Below are 25,516 nucleotides of genomic sequence, written 5' to 3' on the forward strand. Positions count from 1 at the left end.
ATCAGCCAGCAGCCGCTGCAACCACAGGGAGCGATGTGTCCCGGCGCCTCTTTACCTCGGAGTCTGTGACCGAAGGTCACCCCGACAAGATCGCTGACCAGATCAGCGACACCATTCTCGACGCGCTTTTGCGGGAGGACCCGAAGTCCCGGGTCGCCGTGGAGACGCTGATCACCACCGGCCTCGTCCACGTGGCCGGCGAGGTCACGACCAAGGCGTACGCGCCGATCGCGCAGCTCGTGCGCGACAAGATCCTCGAGATCGGTTACGACTCCTCGAAGAAGGGCTTCGACGGCGCCTCCTGCGGCGTCTCGGTGTCCATCGGCTCGCAGTCCCCCGACATCGCGCAGGGCGTCGACACGGCGTACGAGCAGCGTGTCGAGGGCGACGAGGACGAGCTGGACAAGCAGGGCGCGGGCGACCAGGGCCTGATGTTCGGCTACGCCTGCGACGAGACGCCCGAGCTGATGCCGCTCCCGATCCACCTCGCGCACCGCCTCTCGCGGCGCCTGTCCGAGGTGCGCAAGAACGGGACCATCCCCTACCTGCGCCCCGACGGCAAGACCCAGGTCACCATCGAGTACGACGGCGACAAGGCCGTCCGTCTCGACACGGTCGTGGTCTCCTCGCAGCACGCCAGCGACATCGACCTGGACTCGCTGCTCGCCCCCGACATCCGCGAGTTCGTGGTCGAGGCCGAGCTGAAGGCGCTCCTCGACGACGGCATCAAGCTGGACACCGAGGGCTACCGCCTGCTGGTCAACCCCACCGGCCGCTTCGAGATCGGCGGCCCGATGGGCGACGCCGGCCTCACCGGCCGCAAGATCATCATCGACACGTACGGCGGCATGGCCCGGCACGGCGGTGGCGCGTTCTCCGGCAAGGACCCGTCCAAGGTCGACCGCTCGGCCGCCTACGCGATGCGCTGGGTCGCCAAGAACGTCGTGGCGGCCGGTCTCGCGGCCCGCTGCGAGGTCCAGGTCGCGTACGCCATCGGCAAGGCCGAGCCGGTCGGTCTGTTCGTCGAGACCTTCGGCACGGCCACGATCGACACGGACAAGATCGAGACGGCCATCAGCGAGGTCTTCGACCTCCGCCCGGCCGCGATCATCCGCGACCTCGACCTGCTGCGTCCGATCTACTCGCAGACCGCCGCGTACGGCCACTTCGGCCGGGCGATCCCCGACTTCACGTGGGAGCGCACGGACCGCGTGGACGCGCTGCGCAAGGCGGCGGGGCTCTAGTCCCGACCGTTTCGTTCCGTTCCGCTTCGTCGAGGCCCGGTATCCCCTGGTGGGATGCCGGGCCTCGACGGTCTTCCGGCGCTGTCGGTGCGGTCTGGTAGGAATGCTGCTGTGAGCAGGGAGAACGGGCCGGGTGTGGGTGAGGGCGCCGGGGGCGGGGTGCCCGAGGGCGAGCAGCTCGCGTTGATCCGGGAGAGCGTGCGGGGCGCCAAGGTGCCGCGGGCCAAGCCGCGGACATGGCGGGGCGCGGCGCTGGCCAAACAGCTGCCGGTGGCCCGCGTCTTGGTCGACAAGGGCGTGCTGCACCTCGACCGGTACTTCGACTACGCCGTGCCCGAGGAGCTGGACGCCGTGGCGCAGCCCGGGGTCAGGGTGCGGGTCCGGTTCGGCGCCGGGGCGCGCAACGTGCGCGAGGGGCGGCGCGAGGGTGGCGGACTGATCGACGGATTCATTGTCGAGCGGCGGGCCGAGAGCGAGTACACCGGCCCGCTGGCCGCGCTGGCGCAGGTCGTCTCGCCGGAGCCGGTGCTCGACCAGGGTCTCCTGGAGCTGGCCCGCGCCGTCGCCGACCGGTACGCCGGCAGCCTCGCCGACGTGCTGCAGCTGGCCGTCCCGCCCCGGCACGCGCGGGCCGAGGCCAAGGCCGCCTCCGCCCCCGCCGCGCCCCCGCCGCCGCCCGACGCCGGGACCTGGCGGCGCTATGCGCATGGGGCCGAGTTCCTCGGGGCCCTCGCCTCGGGCGGCTCGCCCCGCGCGGTGTGGACGGCGCTGCCGGGGCCGCAGTGGGCCGAGGAGATCGCACGCGCCATGCAGGCCACCCTCGCCTCGGGGCGCGGCGCGCTGGTCGTCGTGCCGACCGGGCGGCCCGCCGCACGCGTGGACGCCGCGCTCACGGCGCTCCTCGGCGAGGGGCGGCACGCGCTGCTGACCGCCGACGCCGGGCAGGAGCGCCGCTATCGGGAGTGGCTGTCCGTGCGGCGCGGCGAGGTGCGGGCCGTCGTCGGGACCCGGGCCGCCATGTTCGCGCCCGTACGGGACCTGGGGCTGGTGGTGATCTGGGACGACGGCGACTCCAGCCACAGCGACGACCACGCGCCCTTCCCGCATGTGCGGGAGGTCCTGGAGCTGCGGGCGGCGCGGGACAAGTGCGGTTTCCTGCTGGGGGGATGGAGCTGCACGGTCGAGGCCGCCCAGCTCGTCGAGTCCGGCTGGGCGGCGCCGCTCGTCGCCGACCGCGAGCAGGTGCGCGGCGCCGCGCCGCTGGTGCGCACGGTGGGCGACGGCGACCTCGCGCGGGACGAGGCGGCGCGGGCCGCACGGCTGCCGACGCTGGCCTGGCGGGCCGTCCGGGAGGGTCTCAAGCACGGGCCCGTCCTGGTCCAGGTGCCGCGCCGCGGGTATGTGCCGCGGCTGGCGTGCGAGCGGTGCCGGGAGCCCGCGCGGTGCCGGCGGTGTGCGGGGCCGCTGGAGGCGCAGGAGAGCGGGTCGGCCCTGCGGTGCGGCTGGTGCGGGGTGCCGGAGGCCGCCTGGCACTGCGGTTCGTGCGGCGGGTTCCGGTTGCGGGCGCAGGTCGTCGGGGCGCGGCGGACCGCCGAGGAGCTGGGCCGGGCGTTCCCGGCGGTGCCGGTGCGGACCTCCGGGCGCGAGCAGGTGCTGGATACGGTGCCGGGGGCGCCCGCGCTGGTGGTCAGTACGCCGGGGGCGGAGCCTGTGGCCGAGGGCGGTTATGCCGCCGCCCTGCTGCTCGACGGCTGGGCCATGCTCGGGCGGCCCGACCTGCGGGCGGGGGAGGACGCGCTGCGGCGGTGGATCGGGGCGGCCGCGCTCGTGCGTCCCCAGGGGGAGGGCGGCACGGTGGTGATCGTCGCCGAGCCGACGCTGCGGCCCGTGCAGGCCCTCGTACGGTGGGACCCGGTCGGGCACGCGGTGCGGGAGCTGGAGGAGCGGGCCGAGCTGAACTTCCCGCCGGTCTCGCGGATGGCGGCGGTCTCCGGTCCGCCGGAGGCGCTCAGGGGCTTCCTCGCGGGGGCCGAACTGCCGCCGGACGCCGTGGTGTTGGGCCCGGTACCGGTCCAGGAGGCGACGCCCGGGCCCGCCCGGCGGCCGGGAGCGGCGCCGGTCGGCGAGCGGTGGGAGCGGGTGCTGATCCGGGTACCACCGGGGAGCGGCGCCGCGCTCGCCTCCGCACTGAAGTCGGCGCAGGCAGCGCGGATGGCCCGCGGAGCGAAGGGCACCAAGCAGCCCGGCACAGAGCCGATCCGCCTCCGCGTGGACCCCCCGGACATCGGCTGAGAACGACCACTGCTTCCGGCCCCCGGGCGGGGGCTCCCTCAGGGGCGCGGGGAACTGCGCGACCAGCCACGGCGTGCCCGCGGGGGCTGGCCGGGCGGGGTAACGGGGGTGCGGCTTTGTTGATGGGGGGCGACCGGGGTTCCCTCAGGGGCGCGGGGAACTGCGCGATCGGCCACGACGTACCCGCAGGGGCTGGCCGGGCGGGGCGACGGGTGCGCGGCTTCTGTCGTTGGGCGGCGGCCGGGTTCCCCCCAGGGGCGCGGGGAACTGCGCGATCGGCCACGACGTGCCCGCGGGGGCTGACTGGGCGGGGCACGGGGGCGCGGCTCCCCGGCGCCAGGCGGTGGCGGAGGGCGGCTCCCGTTCCCGGAGAGCGGGCGGCCACGCGACACCCCCCCGCCCCCGGCGGAGCCGTACGCAGGCGACCGCCCCCTCGCCGGACGGGGCGAGGAGGCAGGGAAGAGGTCGAGGGAAGGGCGGGTCAGCCGCTGCGAGGGGCGGGGAAGGCGCTCGGCCTGGTCTCGTCCCGGAGGGCGGGACTGCCGGCGGTCGGCTGGGTCGGCATCGCACGGGCCGCGGGGACGGACGGCAGAGGAGCGCCGACCGGCACCGGGCGGCTGACCGTGGCGGTCGTGGTGGACGCGGCCGGAGCCTCCGTCGCACGCTCCGCCTCGGCCGCCGCCTGGGCGGTGGCCCGCCGGGCCCCGTACCGACGGTGGACGGCCTGCTTGGTGACGCCGAGGGCCGAGCCCACCGCGTCCCACGAGAACCCGAGCGAGCGGTCGAAGTCCACCGCGGCGGTGACCAGCGTCTCGACGCTGTCCCGCAGTTCCTGGGCGAGTCGGACGGTCGGGGCGGGGGCCCGCCCGTAGACGACGAACCCCGCGGAGGGGCTGGAGCGGCGCGGGCGGTAGACGTTGCCGAGCTGGGCGGTGAGGGTCCGCAGTGCGTCCACCTGCCGGCGGACCCGCTCGATGTCCCGCACCAGGAGGTGCAGGCTGGCCCGGGCCTGGGCGTCGTGGGTTGCGTGGTCGGCCATGAACAAGCCTCTCGAACCGGCGTGGAATGAGGATCGGGCCGCAACCGCGGCCCAGGGTGGTCAACTCTCTCTTGACCAACGCGCCAGGTCGTGAGGGGTCACGGTGCAGGGGCGTATGCGCATATGCACGGGGCGCGCGAGGCTTCGTACGCCCCCGGGAGCGTCAACGCCGGGCACCGGCGGGGCCGTCCTGGGCGGGGCCCGCGGGCGGCCCATAGACTGGTGCGCTGCCGTCGCTCCCACCAGAGATCCGAGGTACCACCCAGTGAAGCTCGTCTTCGCAGGCACTCCCGAGGTCGCCGTCCCCGCGCTGGACGCCCTGATCGCCTCCGGCCGGCACGAGGTCGCCGCCGTCGTGACCCGCCCCGACGCGCCCGCGGGCCGTGGGCGCAGGCTCGTCGCCAGCCCGGTCGCGGAGCGCGCGCTGGAGGCCGGCATCGAGGTGCTGAAGCCCGCGAAGCCGCGTGACGAGGACTTCCTGGCGCGGCTGCGGGAGATCGGCCCGGACTGCTGCCCCGTCGTCGCCTATGGCGCCCTGCTGCCCAAGGTCGCGCTCGACGTGCCGGCGCACGGCTGGGTCAACCTGCACTTCTCGCTGCTGCCCGCCTGGCGCGGCGCCGCGCCGGTGCAGCACGCCGTGATGGCGGGCGACGAGATCACCGGCGCGTCGACGTTCCTGATCGAGCAGGGACTCGACTCCGGGCCGGTGTACGGCACGGTCACGGAGGAGGTGCGGCCCACCGACACCAGCGGTGACCTGCTCACCCGCCTGGCCTTCGCGGGCTCGGGGCTGCTGCTCGCGACCATGGACGGCATCGAGGACGGCAGCCTGAAGGCGGTGCCGCAGCCGGCCGACGGCGTCACCCTCGCCCCGAAGATCACCGTCGAGGACGCCCAGGTGGACTGGGCCGCGCCCGCCCTGCGCGTGGACCGCGTGGTGCGCGGCTGCACGCCCGCGCCCGGCGCCTGGACCGTCTTCCGCGGCGAGCGTCTGAAGATCATTCAGGCCGCGCAGGTGCCCGACCGCACGGACCTCGCGCCCGGCGAGCTGTCCGCCGCCAAGAACAACGTCTACGTCGGTACCGGCTCGCACGCCGTCGAGCTGCTCTGGGTCCAGCCGCAGGGCAAGAAGCCGATGCGCGGCGCCGACTGGGCGCGCGGGGTGCGGATCGCCCCCGATGAGCGCCTCGGCGGTGGCGACGTAGGCTGAGTGGGTTCGCCCCATCCAGCAGCGGAGCACCTTTGAACGACCAGCCGAACCGGCGCCCCCGCAAGTCCTCCGGTCAGCCGGGCAAGTCCGGCAAGCCCTACCGTCGGCCCCAGAAGGACCCCGTCCGCTTCCTCGCCTTCGAGGCGCTGCGCGCCGTGGACGAGCGGGACGCGTACGCGAACCTCGTCCTGCCGCCCCTGCTGCGCAAGGCCAGGGAGAAGGAGGGTCCGGAGAAGTTCGACGCGCGGGACGCGGCGCTCGCCACCGAGCTCGTCTACGGGACACTGCGCCGCCAGGGGACGTACGACGCGATCGTGGCGGCCTGCGTCGACCGGCCGTTGCGCGAGGTCGACCCGCCGGTCCTCGACGTGCTCAACCTCGGCGTGCACCAGCTGCTCGGTACACGCATCCCGACGCACGCCGCCGTCTCCGCCTCGGTGGAGCTGGCGCGCGTGGTGCTCGGCGACGGGCGGGCCAAGTTCGTCAACGCCGTGCTGCGCAAGGTCGCCCAGAACGACCTCGACGGCTGGGTGGAGAAGGTCGCGCCGCCCTACGACGAGGACCCCGAGGACCATCTGGCCGTCGTGCACTCGCACCCCCGCTGGGTCGTCTCGGCGCTGTGGGACTCGCTCGGCGGCGGCCGCGCCGGCATCGAGGACCTGCTCGAAGCCGACAACGAACGCCCCGAGGTCACCCTTGTCGCCCGCCCCGGCCGGGCCACCGCGCAGGAACTGCTGCACTCCGTCGGAGAGGACTCGGCCCTGCCCGGCCGCTGGTCGCCGTATGCCGTGCGGCTCAGCGAGGGCGGTGAGCCCGGTCTGGTCGAGGCGGTGCGCGAGGGCCGCGCCGGTGTGCAGGACGAGGGCAGCCAGCTCGTCGCGCTCGCCCTGGCGAACGCCCCGCTGGAGGGCCCCGACACCAAGTGGCTCGACGGATGCGCGGGCCCCGGCGGCAAGGCGGCCCTGCTCGCCGGGCTCGCCGCCGAACGCGGCGCCGTGCTGCTCGCCTCCGAGAAGCTGCCGCACCGGGCCGGCCTGGTCGCCCAGGCCCTGCGCGGCAACCCCGGCCCCTACCAGGTGATCGCCGCCGACGGCACCCGCCCGCCGTGGCGGCCCGGCACCTTCGACCGGGTCCTGATGGACGTGCCCTGCACCGGCCTCGGCGCGCTGCGCAGGCGCCCGGAGGCCCGCTGGCGGCGCCGCCCGCAGGACCTGGACGGCTTCGCCCCGCTGCAACGCTCCCTGCTGCGCACGGCGTTGGAGTCCGTACGCGTCGGAGGCGTCGTCGGGTACGCCACCTGCTCGCCGCACCTGGCCGAGACCCGGGCGGTCGTCGACGACGTCGTCAAGCACAGCGACGGCGCCGAACTGCTCGACGCGCGCCCGCTGCTCCCCGGCGTCCCGGCGCTGGGTGAGGGCCCCGACGTACAGCTGTGGCCGCATCTGCACGGCACGGACGCGATGTATCTGGCGCTGATCCGACGGACCGCCTGATCCGGAGATCCGCCCTCTCCGCCTGAGCCGCCTGAGCCGCCTGCGCCGCCTGAGCCGCGTGAATCGCAGGCGGCGCAGGGCGGCGCAGGCTTCGCGACAGCGAGCGATCCCGCGTCCGGTCCCGCCGTGGCGGACGGCGAGAGGCGCCCCCGCCGCGCGGGCCGGTCTTCGCGGGCGTACACGGCGCGGTGGGGCGCGCGGCACCCGGCCGCGCGGGGCGCCGTGCCCACGGCTCGGACCGCGGTCCGCGGTGGGGGCCGGGCATGGGAGGCTTGGGGCATGGCCGTGCAGATCAACCCCAGCATCCTGTCCGCGGACTTCGCCCGCCTCGCCGAGGAGGCGAAGGCCGTCGAGGGCGCCGACTGGCTCCATGTCGACGTGATGGACAACCACTTCGTCCCCAACCTCACCCTCGGTGTGCCGGTCGTGGAGGCGCTGGCCCGCGCGACGGACACGCCCCTCGACTGCCACCTGATGATCGAGGACCCCGACCGCTGGGCCCCGCAGTACGTCGAGGCGGGCGCCGGATCGGTCACCTTCCACGCGGAGGCCGCCGCCGCTCCCGTGCGGCTGGCCCGCGAGATCCGCGCGAAGGGCGCCCGCGCCTCCATGGCCCTGAAGCCGGCGACGCCCATCGAGCCGTACGAGGACCTGCTGCGCGAGCTCGACATGCTGCTGATCATGACGGTCGAGCCGGGCTTCGGGGGACAGGCGTTCCTCGACATCATGCTGCCCAAGATCCGCCGCACCCGTGAACTGATCGGCAAGCACGGCCTGGAGCTGTGGCTCCAGGTCGACGGCGGGGTCTCCGCCGACACCATCGAGCGCTGCGCGGAGGCCGGAGCCGACGTCTTCGTCGCGGGCTCCGCGGTCTACGGCGCCACGGACCCGGCGGAAGCGGTACGTTCACTGCGTGCCCAAGCGACGGCAAAGACCGCGTCAAGCGCCTGGGCATGCGGCCACTGAGCCACGGGAACGTGAACGCAGTCCCTCAGGGCTGATCGACCAGGCCGGATCTGCAAGGATGAGCGGCGAACCCAGTTTGTGAACAGCAGTGAGGAGAGCGCCGTGTCGGCCATGTCGGCGGGTCGGTCAGCCATGCGGATGGGCCCCGCGGAGCTGGTGCAGGCGGCGGCCATGGCCCGCCGCTTCTACCTCGAGGGCAAGTCCAAGATCCAGATCGCCGAGGAGTTCGGCGTCAGCCGCTTCAAGGTGGCCCGGGTCCTGGAGACGGCCCTGGAGCGGGATCTCGTGCGCATCGAGATCCGGGTCCCGGCGGAGTTGGACGCCGAGCGCTCGGACGCGCTGCGCGCCCGCTACGGCCTGCGGCACGCCGTCGTGGTGGAGTCCCCGGCGCCCACCGACGAGATCGAGGACTCCCCCGACCCCGAGAACCTCGGCGAGGTCGCGGCGGACCTGCTCGGCGAACTGGTCAACGAGGGCGACGTGCTCGGCCTCGCCTGGGGCCGCTCCACGATCCACATGGCGGCGGCGCTCGACCAGCTGCCGCCGTGCACGGTCGTGCAGCTGACCGGTGTTTACGACGCGGGGACCGCCGAGCGCGGCTCCGTGGAGGCCGTACGGCGCGCCGCCCAGGTCTCCGGCGGCGAGGCCCACCCCATCTACGCGCCGATGCTGCTGCCCGACCCCGCCACCGCGGCGGCGCTGCGCAACCAGACCGGCATCGCCCGCGCCTTCGAGTATTTCGACAAGGTGACGGTCGCCGCGGTCTCCATCGGCTCCTGGGAGCGGGGCATCTCCACCGTGCACGACATGCTCAGCGACGAGGAGCGGGCGCACTACGCCTCCCTCGGAGTGGCGGCGGAGATGTCGGCGCACCTGTTCGACGCCGAGGGGCGTCGCGTCGGGCGGGATCTCGGGGAGCGGTGCATCACCGTCGAGGCGGACCGGCTGCGGCGCATTCCCGAGGTCGTCGCCATCGCCGGCGGGCAGCGCAAGGCCGCGGCCATCGACGCGGTGCTGCGGTCCGGGCTCGTCACCAGCCTGGTCACGGACACCGCCGCCGCCGATCAGCTGCTGGTCGCCGGGCCCGCCCCGCGGCCCGCGCTGGACCGGGCGGACCCCGACGGCAGTTGACCGGCCGCGGGCTCCGCGGCGACCGGTCGGACGGTTCCCCGCGCCCCGCGCGGGGCGCTGTGGCAGGGTCTCTTGCATGCTGAGCCGGTTTGTCCCCCGCGTGCTGGGGATCGTGCTGATGTGTCTCGCCGTCCTGGCGAGCGGGTGTGGGCCGGACGCCTCCACCGCGCCGGACTGGGCCCGTGGCATGGACACCGTCCGGGCCGACCGGCTGCCCGCCGAGGCCCGGCTGACCCTGCGGCGCATCGACGACGGCGGCCCCTTCCCGTACGACAAGGACGGCGCCGTCTTCGGCAACTTCGAGCGGAGACTGCCCCGCGAGAAACGCGGCTACTACCACGAGTACACCGTCCGCACGCCCGGTGAGCGCGACCGCGGTGCCCGGCGCATCGTCACCGGGAGCGGCGGCGAGATCTACTACACCGATGACCACTACGCGTCGTTCAAGGCGGTGCTGAGGCGATGACCGACGTACCCGAACCCCGCACCCCCGCACCCGACCCCCTCGCGCCCGTGCTCGATGCCGCGCGCGGCGCCGGGTGGACCACCGCGGCGCTCTCCCTGGCCGGGGTGAGCGACAAGGCGGCCTTCATGGAGCGCTGCGCCCGGGGCCTTGGCCTGCCCGAGTGGTTCGGGCACAACTGGGACGCCCTCGCCGACTGCCTCACCGACCTGTCCTGGGCGCCCCGCGCCCGGGGGCGGCTGCTCGTCGTCTCCGGCTGGCAGGAGTACGCCCGGGCCGAGCCGGGGGAGTGGGAGACGGCGCTGGAGGTCTTCTCCTCGGCGGTCGAGCGCTGGCGGGGCGCGGAGACCGGGCTGGAGATCGTCCTCGCCCTGGGACCGGCCCGCACGGAGCGTGGCGAGGGCTGAACGGAACGTCCCCGTCCGCGGCGCCCTTGGAGGATCCGACCAGCGCCCCCGCGACCGGCCTGGGTGATCGTCCCAGGCGGCACGGGCCCGATGGCATGGGACAATGAAGTACGTGCTTTTCCCTCGGCCTAACTGTCCGGGGGCCACCTCTGATCGACTGGGATGAGCAGCACGTGCGCTTCCTCAATGACATCCAGCCTGCGTACGACCTGACGTACGACGACGTCTTCATGGTCCCGAGGCGCTCCGCCGTCGGCTCCCGCCAGGGCGTCGACCTCACCTCGCCCGACGGCACGGGCACCACGATCCCGCTGGTCGTCGCCAACATGACCGCGATCGCCGGCCGCCGCATGGCCGAGACCGTCGCCCGCCGCGGCGGCCTCGTCGTCATCCCCCAGGACATTCCGATCGAGGTCGTCACCGAGGTCGTCACCTGGGTCAAGACGCGCCACCACGTCCTGGACACCCCGATCGTCCTGGCCCCCACGCAGACGGTCGCCGACGCGCTCGCCCTGCTGCCCAAGCGCGCGCACAACGCGGGCGTCGTGGTCGACGGCGACCAGAAGCCCGTCGGCGTGGTCACCGACACCGACCTGACCGGCGTGGACCGCTTCACGCAGCTCTCCGAGGTCATGTCCAAGGACCTGGTGCTCCTGGACGCCGACATCGACCCGCGCGACGCGTTCAACAAGCTGGACCACGCCAACCGCAGGTACGCCCCCGCCGTGGACAAGGACGGCCGCCTCGCGGGCATCCTGACCCGCACGGGCGCCCTGCGCGCCACCCTCTACACCCCGGCCGTCGACGCCAAGGGCCGCCTGCGCATCGCCGCCGCCGTCGGCATCAACGGCGACGTGGCGGGCAAGGCCAAGCAGCTGCTCGACGCGGGCGTCGACACGCTCGTCGTGGACACCGCGCACGGCCACCAGGAGTCGATGATCGCCGCCGTGAAGGCCGTGCGCTCGCTCGACCCGCAGGTCCCGATCGTCGCCGGCAACATCGTCGCCGCCGAGGGCGTGCGCGACCTCATCGAGGCCGGCGCCGACATCATCAAGGTCGGCGTGGGCCCCGGCGCCATGTGCACCACGCGCATGATGACCGGCGTCGGCCGCCCGCAGTTCTCCGCGGTGCTCGAATGCGCCGCCGAGGCCAAGAAGTTCGGCAAGCACGTCTGGGCCGACGGCGGCGTCCGCCACCCGCGCGACGTCGCCATGGCGCTGGCCGCCGGCGCCTCGAACGTCATGATCGGCTCCTGGTTCGCCGGGACGTACGAGTCCCCGGGCGACCTCCAGCACGACGCCCAGGGCCGCGCCTACAAGGAGTCCTTCGGCATGGCCTCGGCCCGCGCCGTGCGCAACCGCACGAGCGAGGAGTCGGCGTACGACCGCGCCCGCAAGGCGCTCTTCGAGGAGGGCATCTCGACCTCCCGCATGTTCCTGGACCCGACCCGTCCGGGCGTCGAGGACCTGATCGACTCGATCATCGCGGGCGTCCGCTCCTCCTGCACGTACGCGGGCGCGGCCTCCCTCGCGGAGTTCGCCGAGAAGGCCACGGTCGGCGTCCAGAGCGCCGCCGGCTACGCGGAGGGCAAGCCCCTGCACGCCAGCTGGAGCTAGCCCCAGTCGCACCCCACGAAGGCCCCCGCGGTGATCTCCGCGGGGGCCTTCGGCATGCCCCGCGACCCCCGGAACGCAACGGACGAAACGGACCGCGCAACGATCCGACGCCCAGGGCGCAAGTGCGCAATGATCGTCCGCCGGTGCGCAAGGTTGCTGCATTACGGCCGGGAAGGCATGGACCTTAGAGTCAGGCGCTGTACGTGGTGTGGCGGGGACTGCCTGCTCGGTGGCTCCCGTCCCTGGACGCGGATGCCACGGGTCCCCGCCGCCCTGACCGGCAGCGACGAAGGAGCCAGCGCGTGCTCGACCAAGGCGCACCCCCGCAGAACCGCCCCAGCCCCCCGGGCACCCCTGGCCTCGGCCGCCGTCTGATGCGCCGCAAGCCGGTCGAAGCCCTGGTCGCGGAGGGTGGCCAGGGCGAGGGAGGCTCGCTCCGGCGCTCCCTCGGCATGTGGCAGCTGACCATGATCAGCATCGGTGCCACCCTCGGCACCGGCATCTTCGTCGTCCTCGGCGAGAGCGTCCCCAAGGCCGGCCCCGCCGTCACCATCTCCTTCGTGATCGCCGGCCTCACCGCCCTCTTCTCCGCCCTCTCCTACGCGGAACTGGCCGGCTCCATCCCGGTCGCCGGCTCCTCGTACTCGTACGCGTACGCAACGATGGGTGAACTCATCGCCTGGGTCTGCGGCTGGTGCCTGGTCCTGGAGTACGGCGTCTCGGTCGCCGCGGTCGCGGTCGGCTGGGGCGAGTACCTCAACGAACTGCTCGACGGCACCATCGGCGTCACCATCCCCGACGCGCTCTCCGCGGCGCCCGGCGAGGTCGACGGTGCGATCATCAACCTGCCCGGCCTCATCGTCGTGCTCCTCGCCATGGTCTTCCTGCTCGGCGGCGCCAAGGAGTCGGCGACCGCCAACACGATCATGGTCATGGTGAAGATCGCCGCACTGGTGCTCTTCTGCACCATCGGCTTCATGGGCTTCAAGTCCGGCAACTACTCCGACTTCATGCCGCTCGGCACGGCCGGTGTCAGCGCCGCCGCCGCGAGCCTGTTCTTCTCGTACATCGGCTTCGACGCCGCCTCCACTGCCGGCGAGGAGGCCAAGAACCCCCAGCGTGACCTGCCCCGCGCCATCATGCTGTCGCTGGTCATCGTCACCGCGCTGTACGTCCTGGTCGCGGCCGTCGCCGTCGGCGCCTGGAACTGGAAGGACTTCGAGGGCTCCGAGGCCACGCTCGCCGCGATCATGAACGACGTCAGCGGCCAGCACATGTGGGGCACGATCCTCGCCGCCGGCGCGGTCATCTCCATCGCGTCCGTCGTCCTGACCGTCCTCTACGGCCAGACCCGCGTCCTGTTCGCCATGTCCCGCGACGGCCTGGTCCCCAAGGCGTTCGGCAGGGTCAGCGAGAAGACCGGCACGCCCCGCGTGAACACCGTCATCGTGTCGCTGTTCTGCGGCGCGCTCGCCTCGGTCGTCCCGCTCGGCAAGCTCGTCGACGCCACCAGCATCGGCACGCTCTTCGCCTTCGGCCTGGTCAACATCGCCGTGATCGTGCTGCGCCGCACCCGCCCGGACATGCCGCGCACCTTCCGGGTGCCGCTCGGCTGGCTCTTCCCGGTGCTCGGCTTCGGATTCTGCGCCTACAACATGTTCAGCCTCGACTCCATCACCTGGATCGTCTTCGGTGTCTGGATGGCCGTCGGCCTCGTGTTCTACTTCCTGTACGGCATGAGCCGCTCCCGATTGGCCACAGCAGAGAAGTGATCCACCCCCCGTGCGACTGAACGATCTCGACGAACGCATCGTGCACGCCCTCGCCGAGGACGCCCGCCGTTCCTACGCCGACATCGGCCAGCTGGTCGGACTCTCCGCGCCCGCCGTCAAGCGGCGCGTGGACCGGCTGCGGGCCACCGGAGCCATCACGGGCTTCACGGTGCGGGTGGACCCCGCCGCGCTCGGCTGGGAGACCGAGGGGTTCATCGAGATCTACTGTCGCCGCAACACCTCGCCGGAGGCGATCCAGCGAGGACTCGAGCGCTACACCGAGATCGCGTCCGCGTCCACCGTCACGGGGGACGCGGACGCGATCGTTCAGGTCTTCGCCGCGGACATGCGGCATTTCGAGCGGGTCCTGGAGCGGATCGCGGGGGAGCCGTTCGTGGAGCGGACCAAGTCCGTGCTGGTGCTTTCGCCGCTGATGCGGCGGTTCTCCTCGGGGTCACCCGCGTAGTCGTTCGCTGACGGGGCTGGGGCCGGCTTCCAGGGGCGGGCGCAATGAATCGTCGTTCCGGCGTCCGTACGCGCAACAGATCGCGCGGCTGCCCGCAACGGTCGCGTCTTGTACCGGTGAGGTCGGCGCCCGTACCGTCTAACGGACCCCACCTGCCCCTTCGTACGCCATGAGGATCAGCCATGCCTGCGCTGCGCACCGCCCTGCTCCAGAGTTCCGGGCAGCTCGGATCCGTCTCCGAGAACCTCACGGCGCTCGACGACGCGGCCGCGCGCGCCGCCGCCCAGGGGGCCGGGCTGCTCGTGGCGCCCGAGCTGTTCCTGACCGGGTACGCGATCGGCGACGACATCGCCCGCCTCGCCGAGGCCGCCGACGGCCCTTCCGCGACGGCGATCGCCGAGATCGCGGTCCGCCACCGGGTCGGCGTCGTCTACGGCTACCCGGAGCGCGAGGGCGACGTCGTCTTCAACTCCGCGCAGCTCATCGGCCCGGACGGGACCCGCCTCGCGAACTACCGCAAGACCCACCTCTTCGGCTGCTTCGAGCGCGACGCCTTCACCCCGGGGGAGCAGCCCGTCGTCCAGGCCGAGCTGGGCGGCGTCCGCGTCGGCCTCATGATCTGCTACGACGTGGAGTTCCCGGAGAACGTCCGCGCGCACGGCCTGGCGGGCACCGACCTGCTTCTCGTCCCCACCGCGCAGATGCACCCCTTCCAGTTCGTCGCCGAGTCGGTCATCCCGGTGCGCGCCTTCGAGAACCAGATGTACGTCGCGTACGTCAACCGCGTCGGCCCCGAGGGCGAGTTCGAGTTCGTCGGCCTGTCCACGCTGGCCGGCCCCGACGGGGTGGCACGGGCCCGCGCCGGCCGCGGCACCGAGCTGGTCGTCGGCGACGTCGACCCGGACTTCCTGCGCGCGTCCCGCGAGACCAACCCCTACCTGCGCGACCGCCGCCCCGGCCTGTACGCGTCCCTCGTCTGAGCCCACCCCCTCACCTGACTTTTCAGTTCGTGCAAGGAGTCCGTACCCCATGACGTCCACGGTGCCCACCGCCATCCAGCACACCGACGCCCAGCCGCCGATCACCATGTTCGGCCCGGACTTCCCCTACGCGTACGACGACTTCCTCGCGCACCCCGCGGGCCTCGGCCAGATACCCGCGACCGAGCACGGCACCGAGGTCGCCGTCATCGGCGGTGGCCTGTCCGGCATCGTCGCCGCGTACGAGCTGATGAAGATGGGCCTCAAGCCCGTCGTCTACGAGGCCGACCAGATCGGCGGCCGGCTGCGCACCGTTGGCTTCGAGGGGTGCGACGCCGACCTGACGGCCGAGATGGGCGCCATGCGCTTCCCGCCGTCCTCGACGGCGCTCCAGCACTACATCGACCTGGTGGGTCTGAAGACCCGCGCGTTCCCGAACCCGCTCGCCGAGTCGACCCCCTCCACGGTCGTGGACCTCAAGGGCGAGTCGCACTACGCCGAGACGGTGGCGGACCTGCCGCAGGTCTACCGCGACGTGGCGAAGGCGTGGGCGGACTGCCTGGAAGAGGGCGCCGACTTCTCCGACATGAACCGCGCCCTGCGCGAGCGCGACGTGCCCAAGATCCGCGAGATCTGGTCGAAGCTGGTCGAGAAGCTCGACAACCAGACCTTCTACGGCTTCCTCTGCGACTCCGAGGCCTTCAAGTCCTTCCGGCACCGCGAGATCTTCGGCCAGGTCGGCTTCGGCACGGGCGGCTGGGACACCGACTTCCCGAACTCCATCCTGGAGATCCTGCGCGTCGTCTACACCGAGGCCGACGACCACCACCGCGGCATCGTCGGCGGCAGCCAGCAGCTGCCCCTGCGCCTGTGGGAGCGCGAGCCGCAGAAGATCGTGCACTGGGAGCCCGGCACGTCCCTGAAGACGCTCCACGAGGGCGGCGAGCCCAAGCCGGCCGTGATGCGCCTGACCCGCACCGCCGGGAACCGCGTCACCGTCACCGACGCCTCCGGCGACATCCGCACCTACCGGGCGGCGATCTTCACCGCCCAGTCGTGGATGCTGCTCTCCAAGATCGAGTGCGACGACTCGCTCTTCCCCATCGACCACTGGACGGCGATGGAGCGCACCCACTACATGGAGTCCTCCAAGCTCTTCGTGCCGGTGGACCGGCCGTTCTGGCTGGACAAGGACGAGGAGACCGGCCGGGACGTCATGTCGATGACGCTCACCGACCGCATGACCCGCGGCACCTACCTCCTGGACGACGGCCCGGACAAGCCCGCCGTCATCTGCCTCTCCTACACCTGGTGCGACGACAGCCTGAAGTGGCTGCCCCTGTCGGCGAACGAGCGCATGGAGGTCATGCTCAAGTCGCTCGGCGAGATCTACCCGAAGGTCGACATCCGCAGCCACATCATCGGCAACCCGGTGACGGTCTCCTGGGAGAACGAGCCCTACTTCATGGGCGCCTTCAAGGCGAACCTGCCCGGCCACTACCGCTACCAGCGGCGCCTGTTCACCCACTTCATGCAGGACCGCCTGCCCGAGGACAAGCGCGGCATCTTCCTCGCGGGCGACGACATCTCCTGGACGGCCGGCTGGGCCGAGGGCGCGATCCAGACCGCGCTGAACGCGGTGTGGGGCGTGATGCACCACTTCGGCGGGGCCACGGACGCCACGAACCCCGGGCCGGGCGACGTGTACGACGAGATCGCGCCGGTCGAGCTGCCGGAGGACTGACCGCCGAAGGCCTGGCTGCCGGAGCACTGGCGAGGGGCGCGGTGGCGGCGGCCGCGCTCAGTCCGGCAGCGGGGTGAGCAGGATGCGCCCCACCAGGCCCACCGCCCCGTCCAGGCGCTGCGTGAACTCCTCGGCGACGCCGGGCAGCTCCCGCAGCGCCCACAGGGCGCGGGCCGCCGCCCACGCGCCGTCGCGGGCCCGCTCCAGGCTCCAGGAGCCCGCCAGATGGGTCAGCGGATCGCTGATCTGGAGGAGGTCGGGGCCGGGCATCAGCTCCTCGCGGATGTGTTCCTCCAGGGCCACGAGGATGTCGCCCACGCGGTCGAACTCGTCCTCCAGATCGGCCGGTTCGCAGCCGAGCGCACGGCAGGTGTCCAGCAGGGCGAGGGCCAGATCGTGGCCGATGTGCGCGTTGATGCCCGCGAGGGCGAACTGCAGCGGGCGTACGCCGGGATGGCGCCGGTACTGGAACAGCGGACGCCAGCAGGCCGGCGGTGTGCGGCCGTCGGAGGCGGCGTCGACGGCGGCCAGATACCGCTGCGCGAACCGGCCCCCCAGCGTGGCCGCGGCCCGGGTGTCGGGGAAGGCGCCCCGACCGATGCTCCGGCCGATCTCCTCGGTCACCGAGAGGTAGACGCGGTTGAAGACGGCCACCCCGTCGTGCGGTGGCCAGTCGTCGCCGAGCGCGCGCATCCGCGCCAGGACGCTGTCGACCTCCGGTGTGCGCGCAGGCGGCCCGGCCGGCCCGGACCGCTGCGCCACCATGCCGTCGCCCCCGCGCTCCGGGGCCCGTGTCTGTGCGAACCGCTCCACCTGCGCCATGGGGGCAGGGTCCCAGGCCCGGCCCGACCGGGCCCTCGGCGCACCGGTCGCTTCCCCGAAACGAGGGACCCCGCGGCCCGGCTACGAGCGGACGCCGGAAGGGGCCTCGGCGCCCGCCGGGACCCGCCGCCGCAGGACGAGCGCAACGCCCGCGGTGGCCAGCGCCAGCGCCACGAGCAGCGCGCTCACCCACAGCGGCGAGCGGTGGCCGAGCCCCGCCGAGATCGCGAGACCGCCCGCCCAGGGACCGAACGCGCCGCCCACGTTGAAGGCGGCGGTGGCGAAGCCGCCCGACAGCCGGGGCGCGTCGCTCGCCGCGTAGAGGGCCTGCGAGATCAGCGTCGAGCCCACGCCGAAGGACAGCGCGCCCTGGACGAGGACCAGCACCACCACGGCCACCGGGTGCGCGGCGGTCACCGCGAACAGTACCCAGCCCGCCAGCAGGGCGAGCATGCCGGACACCAGGAGCGGTACGGGCCGTACGTCGGCGGCGCGGCCCGCCAGCGTAACCCCGGCGAACGAACCGATGCCGAAGAGGGCGAGCACCATCGGAACCCAGGCCGAGCCGAGCCCGGTGACCTCGGTGACCAGGGGCGCGAGATAGGTGAACGTACAGAACGTCGCGCCGTTCACCAGCGCACCGAGCAGCAGGGTGACCAGCAGCCGTGGGTCACCCAGCGCGCGCAGCTCGCCGAGCACGCCCGGCCCGGCGGTGTCCGGCGCCCCCTTCGGCACGGCCCGTACGATCGCGAGGATCGCGGGCACCGAGAGCAGGGCCACGGCCCAGAACGCGGAGCGCCACCCCCACACCTCGCCGAGCAGCGCACCCGCGGGCACCCCCGCGACGCAGGCGATTGTCACCCCGCCGAGCAGGGCCGAGGTCGCGCGGCCCTTCGCGTGCGGCTCGACCATGGCGGTGGCGGTCACCAGGGCGACCGCGAGGAAGCCGGCGTTGGCGAGAGCGCCCACCACACGGGTGGCGAGGAGCACGGCGAAGCTCGTGGTGAGCGCGCCGACGACATGCACCAGCAAGAAGGTGACCAGGAACGCCGACAGCGCGCCGCGCCGCGAGGAGCGGTGGCTCGCGACGGCCATCAGCGGCGCGCCGACCACCATCCCGATGGCGAAAGCCGAGGTCAGATGGCCCGCGGACGGGATGGACACCTCCAGGTCCCGGGCGATGTCCGCCACCAGACCGGACAGCATGAACTCGGAGGTGCCTTGCGCGAAGACGGCAAGGCCGAGCAGGTAGAGGGCAAAGGGCACAGCAGGACTCCGCAATCACGAGGAAACGCCGGGATCAGGGCACGGGGCGGTGATCCGGTGGCGGCGCGGAGGTCGCGTACGGGCCGAGGCGGAGGTCGCGTACGGCCGAGGTGTCAGTGCGAGAGCGCGGAAAGCCACCGGAGGACCGGTGGCCGCAGTCTTGACGCCTCGGGGCTGGACATGGCGGGCACGCTAGTCAAACGGTGCGCGCCCTGTCCACCCGATTACCGGGTCCTGTCGCTCCGACTACCGGGTCCTGTCGCTCTCGTCCGTGGCGCCGCTCTCGTCGTACGTCGACGTGCCCGCGTCCAGCAGCGGTTCCTGGGACTTGAGGTGCGGCGGGGCGAACGCGCGCAGCACGTGGTAGCCCGTGATGACGACGATCGTGCCGAGCGCGATGCCGCTCAGCTCGAAGTTGTCGGTGATCTTCAGCGAGACACCGCCGACGCCGATGATGATGCCGGCGGCGGTCGGCACGAGGTTCAGCGGATTGCGCAGGTCCACCCCGGCGTTGAGCCAGATCTGCGCGCCGAGCAGGCCGATCATGCCGTACAGGATGACGGTGATGCCGCCGAGCACCCCGCCGGGGATCGCCGCGACGACCGCGCCGAACTTGGGGCAGAGCCCGAAGAGCAGCGCGAAGGCGGCCGCCGCCCAGTACGCGGCCGTGGAGTAGACGCGGGTCGCCGCCATCACGCCGATGTTCTCGGAGTACGTGGTGTTGGGCGGCCCGCCGACCGCGGTGGAGAGCATGGAGGCGGCGCCGTCGGCGGAGATCGCCGTGCCGAGCCTGTCGTCGAGGTTGTCGCCGGTCATCTCGCCGACGGCCTTGACGTGGCCCGCGTTCTCCGCGACCAGCGCGATGACGACGGGCAGCGCCACGAGGATCGCCGACCACTCGAAGCTCGGCGCGTGGAAGGAGGGCAGGCCGATCCAGTCGGCCTTGCCGACGCCGGACAGGTCCAGGCGCCAGTGGTCGACGACCTTGCCGGCGGCGTCCGCCGAGTGGATCGCGCCGAAGACCTGGTCGAAGACCCAGGAGACGGCGTAGCCGAAGACCAGGCCGAGGAAGATCGCGACACGCGACCAGAAGCCGCGCAGACACACCACGGCCAGTCCGGTGAACAGCATCACCAGCAGAGCCGTCCACTGGTCCTGCGGCCAATACGTCGACGCGGTCACGGGCGCCAGATTGAAGCCGATCAGCATGACGACCGCGCCGGTCACGACCGGCGGCATCGCGGCGTGGATGATCCGCGCCCCGAACTTCTGCACCGCGAGCCCCACCAGGAACAGCACGACGCCCACCACGAGGACAGCGCCGGTGACCGTCGCGCTGGAGCCGCCCTGCGCCCGGATGACGGCGGCCACGCCCACGAACGAGAGCGAGCAGCCCAGGTAGCTCGGCACCCGCCCGCGCGTGGCGAGCAGGAAGATGACGGTCGCGACACCCGACATCATGATGGCGAGATTCGGGTCGAGGCCCATCAGCACGGGCGCCACGAAGGACGCGCCGAACATGGCCACCACGTGCTGCGCGCCGAGCCCGAAGGTGCGCGGCCACGAGAGCCGCTCGTCGGGCCGTACGACCGCGCCGGGGGCGGGCGTACGGCCGTCGCCGTGCAGTTTCCAGCGCACGCCGAGATCCATGGTGAGTGTCGCTTTCTGTGCGCCGGACCGGACCGCACAGCGTGTCGCGCGTGGCCCGAAATGATCGACGCCATGTTAATGCGACATCAGTGCGACTTCTCTCCGGTCGGCTGCGCGCTCGGGGCCGGCGCCGCCGCTCGGCCGTCCGTGCGCAGGACGCCCGCGAAGACCGCGAGGCCGAAGGCGAGCAGCGTCACCAGGCCGAACGAGACCACCAGGCTCGTCGCGTCCGCCAGCGTGCCGATCGCGGAGGGGGCGATGAGGCCCGAGGTGTACGTGATGGTGGCGACGCCCGCGATGGCCTGGCTGGGGTTCGGGCCGCTGCGCCCGGCCGCGGCGAACGCCAGCGGCACCACGACGGCGATCCCGAGGCCCAGCAGCGCGAAGCCGCCCATGGCCATGACCGGATGGGTCGCGAAGACCACGAGCAGCCCGCCGAGGGCCGCGAGCACCCCGCCGGCCCGCACCGTGCGCACCGCCCCGAACCGGTCCACCACCGCGTCGCCCGCCAGCCGTGCGACGGCCATGGTGAGCGTGAAACCGGTGGTGGACGCGGCGGCGGCACCGGCCGACGTGTCCAGGACGTCCCGCAGGTAGACCGCCGACCAGTCCAGGCTCGCGCCCTCCGCGAAGACCGCGCAGAAGCCCACCGCGCCGATGAGCAGCGCCGACTTGGGCGGCAGCGAGAACCGCGGCGGCACCTCCTCCTCGGGCGTCGCCTGGAGGTCGAGCACTCCCTGGCAGGCGGCGAGGCCGAGCACCGTCAGCGCGGCGGCGGCGAGGGCGTGGTGCAGCCGGGCGTCCGAGCCCAGGTGGGCGGCGACCGTGCCGGCCGCCGAGCCGATCAGGGCGCCCACGCTCCACATGCCGTGCAGCCCCGACATGATCGACTTCTGCATGCGGGTCTCCGTCTCGACGCCGAGCGCGTTCATCGCGACGTCCGACATGCCGGACGTCGCGCCGTACACGAAGAGCGCGAGGCAGAGCGTGAGCAGGTTGGGCGCGAGCGACGGCAGGATCAGCGAGAGCGTCCACAGCGCCAGCAGCCCGCGCAGCGCGTTGCGGGCGCCGAAGCGGTGGCTGATCCGGCTCGCGAGCGGCATCGCGAGGGAGGCGCCGATCGCCGGGAAGGCGAGGGCCAGGCCGAGCAGGCCGGCGCTGACCGAGGCGTGCTCCTGGATCCAGGGGACCCGGGTCGCGAAGGAGCCGGTGACCGCGCCGTGCACACAGAAGACGGCCGCCACGGCGATCCGCGCGCGCCGCAGCCGCCTCTTGTCGTGGACCACTTCACCCATCACCGCTCCGCCCCTCCCGAGATGTGCCCCGATACGGCGACGTAAACTATCAGGAACCCTGCCTGATAAATAGAAGCGCTCTGTGGAAGGATCGCGGCATGCCTGCCTCACCGAGGACCGCCCGGGCTATCAACGACCGGTTCGCACTGGGCCTCCTGCAGAGCGAGGGCCCCCTGACCGCGGGCCAGTTGAAGCAGCTCACCGGCCTGTCCCGGCCCTCGGTCGCCGACCTCGTCGAGCGCCTCCAGGGCGCCGGGCTCGTCACCGTCGTGGGCGAGGCGGGCGCCCAGCGGCGCGGCCCGAACGCCCGGCTCTACGGGATCGTCGCCGACCGCGCCCACCTCGCCGCGCTCGACGTGCGCACCGACGGCGTCCGCGTGGTCGTGACCGACCTGCTGGGGGCGCGGCTCGCCGAGGCCCGCGCGCCCATCGGCGGCGACACCGCCGCCGCGGTCGAAAGCGCCCTCGCGCTCGTCGAGGGCGCCGTACGCGAGAGCGGCGCCCAAAGGCTGCACACCGTCGGCATGGGCGCGCCCGGCCTCATCGATCCCGCCACCGGCGAGCTGCACGACACGACGTCCCTGCCCGCCTGGCACCGACGGCTCCCCGGCGCCCTCCAGGAGCGGCTCGGGGCGCGGGTCCTGGTGGAGAACGAGACCAACCTCGCGGCCCGCGCCGAACAGCGCGAGGGCGCCGCGCACGACCGGGACACCTTCGTGCTGCTCTGGCTCGGCGAGGGTGTGGGCGCCGCCGTCGTGCTCGACGGCGTGCTGCGCAGGGGGGCCTCCGGCGGCACGGGCGAGATCGGCTTCCTGCCGGTGCCGGGCACGGGCTCGCTGCCCTCCGCCACCGGCTGCGAGGGCGGTTTCCACTCGCTGGCCTGCGCCGCCGCGCTGCGGGAACTCGGCGCGGAGCACGGCCTGTCCGGCCCCGGCCTGACCGCCGCCGACGTGGTGCACCGTGCCGTCGGGAGCGGCGCGGACGCCTTCCTGGACGCCGTCGCGGACCGGATCGCCGTCGGCGCCGCCGCGATGGCCGCGATCCTGGACCCGGGCTGCGTGGTGCTGGGCGGCGAAGTGGGCCGCGCGGGCGGTGCCGCGCTCGCCGAGCGGGTCACCGCCCGCGTCAGCGCCATGTCGCCCCTGCGCACCGAGGTCCGGGCGAGCGTCCTCGGCGACTCGGCGGTCTCTCGCGGCGCGCTGCTGGCCGCCCGTGACGCGGCCCAGGACGAACTGTTCGGCCCGCCGCCCGGCCGGTGAGGCGGGGCGGCGGGCCGGGTCGGGCGAAGGTCAGCAGGCGCCGAGGTCCTGCCAGACGCCCCACTGGCCGCCGGCGCCGGGCTCATCGCCCTTCGTCCACCACTTCGCCTTCCAGGTGTGCGCCTTGTGCGAGACGGTCGTTCCGGAGCCGTACTCGGCCGACGAGCTCCACGCGGGGGCGGTGCACGCGCCGGGTACCGGCGGGTCCGTCGGCCCCGGCGGGTCGGTGGGGCCGGTGCCCGTGCCCGGTTCGACGACCGTGGTGCCGCGCGCCAGGTCGCCGGTGAGCGCGTACGTCGTGCCGCTGATGTTCACCGTCCAGTTCCACGGGGTCGACACCGGCAGGTAGTAGTTGAACGACAGGTCCACCGAGGCGCCCGGGGCCAGCGACTGCCAGGCGGGAAGCTTCAGCGAGACCCGGTGGAAATCGCCCTTCAGACCGCCGACGTTGCTTCCGGTGTGCTCGCTGCTGATGACCTTCGTACCGAAGCCCGACTGGTCGGAGGCGTTGCCCGGGGCCGAGGTGGCGTAGTCGAACTGGAACTCCGTACCGCCCGGCAGCGCCGTCTTCGTGTTGTTGGTGATCTTCACCTTGGGCGTGATCGGGTAGTTGGAGTCACCGAGCTTGAAGTCCCCGAACTCCACGCCGATGTCCACGGCCTTGGTGGGCATCTCCTTGTTCGCGACCTTCGCGCCGTACGGCTTCGCGGCCTTGAACTTGTCGTGCATCAGCGAGGTGAGCGTGTCGCCCATCTCGTACTGGCCCTTGGCCGCGTTCCAGCGGTAGTCGCCCGCCATCTCCCAGACCATCGTGCCGCCGATGCCCCGGTCGACCACGTAGTCGGCCTTCTTCGCCACCGACTCCTCGTCCTCCGTGGACAGGAAGACCTTCTTCTCCGCGTTCCACAGCCACGGCGCGACCAGCGAGGAGCTGTACTTGCGGGCGTAGGTGCCGGTCAGCCTGGTGTCCGCGGGGAAGCCGTACTTGGTGACGTAGTCGCCGACGATCCCCTTCTCCAGGTTCTTGGCGTGCCACATCGGGTTGGAGCCCGCCGGGGACTCCTTGCCGTTGTCGTCCTTGTCGTGCCACAGGTTGTCGATGCCGACCGCGCCGTCACCGCACTTGGTCAGGCCCGAGCCGGCCGGACACGTGCTCGCCGCCGCCTTGCCCCACAGTCCGTCGGTGCCGCCCTGCACGTTCTTGTGGCCGCGCGTGTAGTACGGCAGGCCGATGTTGATCCGCCCCGCGGGCATCGAGCCGCGGAAGTAGTGATAGGCCCAGTCGGTGTTCAAGTAGCCGATGCCGCCGTACTGCTGGCTGCCGTAGACGCCCGCCGCCGCGAGTTCGGCGTCCTTGCCGTCGTCGAAGAGCGAGGCGTTCGGACCGACGTACTCGTTCCAGGCGCCGTGCAGGTCGTAGGACATGATGTTGACGTAGTCCAGGTACTTCTGGACCTGGAAGGTCTCCATGCCGCGCAGCAGATAGCCGGAGGAGGGCGCCGCCACGGTCAGCATGTAGTGCCTGCCGTCCGCCGCGCCCGCCCTGTCGAGCTTCTCGCGCAGGGACTTCATCAGCGCCGCGTAGCCCTTGACCAGGCCGCCGCGCCGGGCGTTGGAGATCGGGAAGTCGGCCGGGTGGCCCGCGTCCTTCATCGAGGTCGGGTACTCGTAGTCGATGTCGACGCCGTTGAAGCCGTACTTCTTTATGAAGGCGACCGCCGAGTCGGCGAAGGTGTCGATGCCCGCCTGGTTGACCGAGCCGTCGGCGTTGGTCGCCATCGAGTAGAAGCCGCCGGACTTCACGCGCTCGCCGTCGTCGCCGAAGTAGCCGCCCGTCTCGGCCCAGCCGCCCACGGAGATGAGCGTCTTGACGTCCGGGTGCTTCTTCTTGAACTTGTTGAGCAGGTTGAAGTGGCCCTTGTAGGGCAGCGCGGGGTCCATCTCGGCGCCCGCGACGCCCGGCCAGGTCATGCCGGTGGCGGCGTTCTTCTCGCCGTCGGAGCCCACGGAGAGCTTGTTGGCCTTGTCGATGTGCCCGAAGGCGTAGTTGACGTGGGTGACCTTCTCCCACGGGATGTCGGAGGCGAGGTAGGCGGGCTCGCCGTTCTTGCCGGTGCGCCAGCCGGTGAAGTAGCCGATGACCCGGCGCTGGTGGTCGGCGCCCATCTTCTCGCGGCCGGCGCTGTCGTAGACGGAGCAGTAGGGGACGTCGACACCGGGCGTCCGGTAGAGGCCGTCGGGGCGGCAGGACGCGTCGTCGGCGGCGTGCGAGACGCCGCCGGACACCATGCCGAGCAGCATTCCGGCGACGGCGACGCCGGTCGCGAGCACGGTGGATCTCGCGCGGTCGAGGGACGGCAAGGGGGCCTCCAGGGGCATGGTGGAACGCGGACGGGCGGAA

20 protein-coding genes are annotated in these 25,516 nt (G+C 72.8%); 14 read left to right on the plus strand and 6 right to left on the minus strand.

Translation table 11 applies throughout. The annotated features are described in order from the left end of the window. The first annotated feature begins 35 nt into the window (after positions 1–35). A complete protein-coding gene (gene metK, locus ACZ516_RS25870; RefSeq protein ID WP_358583997.1) occupies positions 36–1,244 on the plus strand; it encodes a methionine adenosyltransferase in 1,209 nt (402 codons plus the stop codon). Positions 1,245–1,355: 111 nt separating this feature from the next. Then, complete coding sequence (locus tag ACZ516_RS25875) at positions 1,356–3,536, plus strand: primosomal protein N' (RefSeq protein ID WP_469011775.1); 2,181 nt, start codon at positions 1,356–1,358, stop codon at positions 3,534–3,536. Positions 3,537–4,017: 481 nt separating this feature from the next. Here ACZ516_RS25875 and ACZ516_RS25880 read toward each other — a convergent pair whose 3' ends face one another. Then, entirely contained in the window at positions 4,018–4,575 is a 558-nt protein-coding gene (locus ACZ516_RS25880; protein ID WP_358582230.1) for a hypothetical protein, read from the minus strand. Positions 4,576–4,840: 265 nt separating this feature from the next. On the opposite strand from ACZ516_RS25880, the gene fmt reads away from it, so the two are divergent. The 11 genes from fmt (at position 4,841) to ACZ516_RS25935 (ending at position 16,823) form a co-directional block, all read left to right on the plus strand. Beyond that, positions 4,841–5,785: a methionyl-tRNA formyltransferase gene (fmt, locus tag ACZ516_RS25885; protein ID WP_469011776.1), complete on the plus strand. Its 945-nt coding sequence runs from the start codon at positions 4,841–4,843 to the stop codon at positions 5,783–5,785. A 32-nt stretch (positions 5,786–5,817) separates the two neighbouring features. Continuing rightward, entirely contained in the window at positions 5,818–7,278 is a 1,461-nt protein-coding gene (locus ACZ516_RS25890) for an RsmB/NOP family class I SAM-dependent RNA methyltransferase (protein ID WP_469011777.1), read from the plus strand. 279 nt (positions 7,279–7,557) lie between these two features. Next, entirely contained in the window at positions 7,558–8,244 is a 687-nt protein-coding gene (gene rpe / locus ACZ516_RS25895; RefSeq protein ID WP_358582236.1) for a ribulose-phosphate 3-epimerase, read from the plus strand. 78 nt (positions 8,245–8,322) lie between these two features. Next, the gene (locus tag ACZ516_RS25900; RefSeq protein ID WP_358582239.1) at positions 8,323–9,375 is read left to right on the plus strand and encodes a sugar-binding transcriptional regulator; all 1,053 of its coding nucleotides are present in this window, start codon (positions 8,323–8,325) and stop codon (positions 9,373–9,375) included. A gap of 76 nt (positions 9,376–9,451) precedes the next feature. After that, positions 9,452–9,841 (plus strand): guanyl-specific ribonuclease, encoded by a 390-nt coding sequence (locus tag ACZ516_RS25905; protein WP_469011779.1) that lies wholly within the window; start codon positions 9,452–9,454, stop codon positions 9,839–9,841. Further along, positions 9,838–10,245, plus strand: coding sequence for a barstar family protein (locus ACZ516_RS25910; RefSeq protein ID WP_361078550.1), 408 nt, complete (start codon positions 9,838–9,840; stop codon positions 10,243–10,245). The genes ACZ516_RS25905 and ACZ516_RS25910 overlap by 4 nt, the downstream gene beginning before the upstream one ends. Before the next feature lie 173 nt (positions 10,246–10,418). Beyond that, positions 10,419–11,861, plus strand: a complete 1,443-nt coding sequence (locus tag ACZ516_RS25915; protein ID WP_361078547.1) for a GuaB1 family IMP dehydrogenase-related protein — start codon at positions 10,419–10,421, stop codon at positions 11,859–11,861. 302 nt (positions 11,862–12,163) lie between these two features. Further along, entirely contained in the window at positions 12,164–13,633 is a 1,470-nt protein-coding gene (locus ACZ516_RS25920) for an amino acid permease (RefSeq protein ID WP_358582247.1), read from the plus strand. A gap of 10 nt (positions 13,634–13,643) precedes the next feature. Then, entirely contained in the window at positions 13,644–14,099 is a 456-nt protein-coding gene (locus ACZ516_RS25925) for an Lrp/AsnC family transcriptional regulator (RefSeq protein ID WP_358582249.1), read from the plus strand. 182 nt (positions 14,100–14,281) lie between these two features. Further along, complete coding sequence (locus ACZ516_RS25930; protein ID WP_358582251.1) at positions 14,282–15,079, plus strand: carbon-nitrogen hydrolase family protein; 798 nt, start codon at positions 14,282–14,284, stop codon at positions 15,077–15,079. Positions 15,080–15,128: 49 nt separating this feature from the next. Next, the gene (locus tag ACZ516_RS25935; protein ID WP_469011782.1) at positions 15,129–16,823 is read left to right on the plus strand and encodes a flavin monoamine oxidase family protein; all 1,695 of its coding nucleotides are present in this window, start codon (positions 15,129–15,131) and stop codon (positions 16,821–16,823) included. 57 nt (positions 16,824–16,880) lie between these two features. Here ACZ516_RS25935 and ACZ516_RS25940 read toward each other — a convergent pair whose 3' ends face one another. From ACZ516_RS25940 to ACZ516_RS25955, 4 genes are all read right to left on the minus strand, one after another. Further along, positions 16,881–17,588, minus strand: a complete 708-nt coding sequence (locus ACZ516_RS25940; RefSeq protein WP_358582312.1) for a DUF5995 family protein — start codon at positions 17,586–17,588, stop codon at positions 16,881–16,883. A 138-nt stretch (positions 17,589–17,726) separates the two neighbouring features. After that, complete coding sequence (locus ACZ516_RS25945) at positions 17,727–18,911, minus strand: Cmx/CmrA family chloramphenicol efflux MFS transporter (RefSeq protein ID WP_469011783.1); 1,185 nt, start codon at positions 18,909–18,911, stop codon at positions 17,727–17,729. Between the two features lie 246 nt (positions 18,912–19,157). Then, positions 19,158–20,561 carry a uracil-xanthine permease family protein gene (locus tag ACZ516_RS25950; RefSeq protein ID WP_469011785.1) on the minus strand — a complete coding sequence of 468 codons (1,404 nt, stop codon included), beginning with the start codon at positions 20,559–20,561 and terminating at the stop codon, positions 19,158–19,160. Positions 20,562–20,647: 86 nt separating this feature from the next. Beyond that, a complete protein-coding gene (locus tag ACZ516_RS25955; protein ID WP_469011786.1) occupies positions 20,648–21,856 on the minus strand; it encodes an MFS transporter in 1,209 nt (402 codons plus the stop codon). Between the two features lie 98 nt (positions 21,857–21,954). Between ACZ516_RS25955 and ACZ516_RS25960 the strand changes: the two genes are divergently transcribed. After that, entirely contained in the window at positions 21,955–23,115 is a 1,161-nt protein-coding gene (locus tag ACZ516_RS25960; RefSeq protein WP_469011787.1) for an ROK family transcriptional regulator, read from the plus strand. Between the two features lie 30 nt (positions 23,116–23,145). Here ACZ516_RS25960 and ACZ516_RS25965 read toward each other — a convergent pair whose 3' ends face one another. After that, positions 23,146–25,494, minus strand: coding sequence for a chitinase C-terminal domain-containing protein (locus tag ACZ516_RS25965; RefSeq protein WP_361078531.1), 2,349 nt, complete (start codon positions 25,492–25,494; stop codon positions 23,146–23,148). Between the last annotated feature and the right edge of the window lie 22 nt (positions 25,495–25,516).

The sequence above is a fragment of the Streptomyces sp. NPDC034037 genome, from assembly GCF_055575715.1.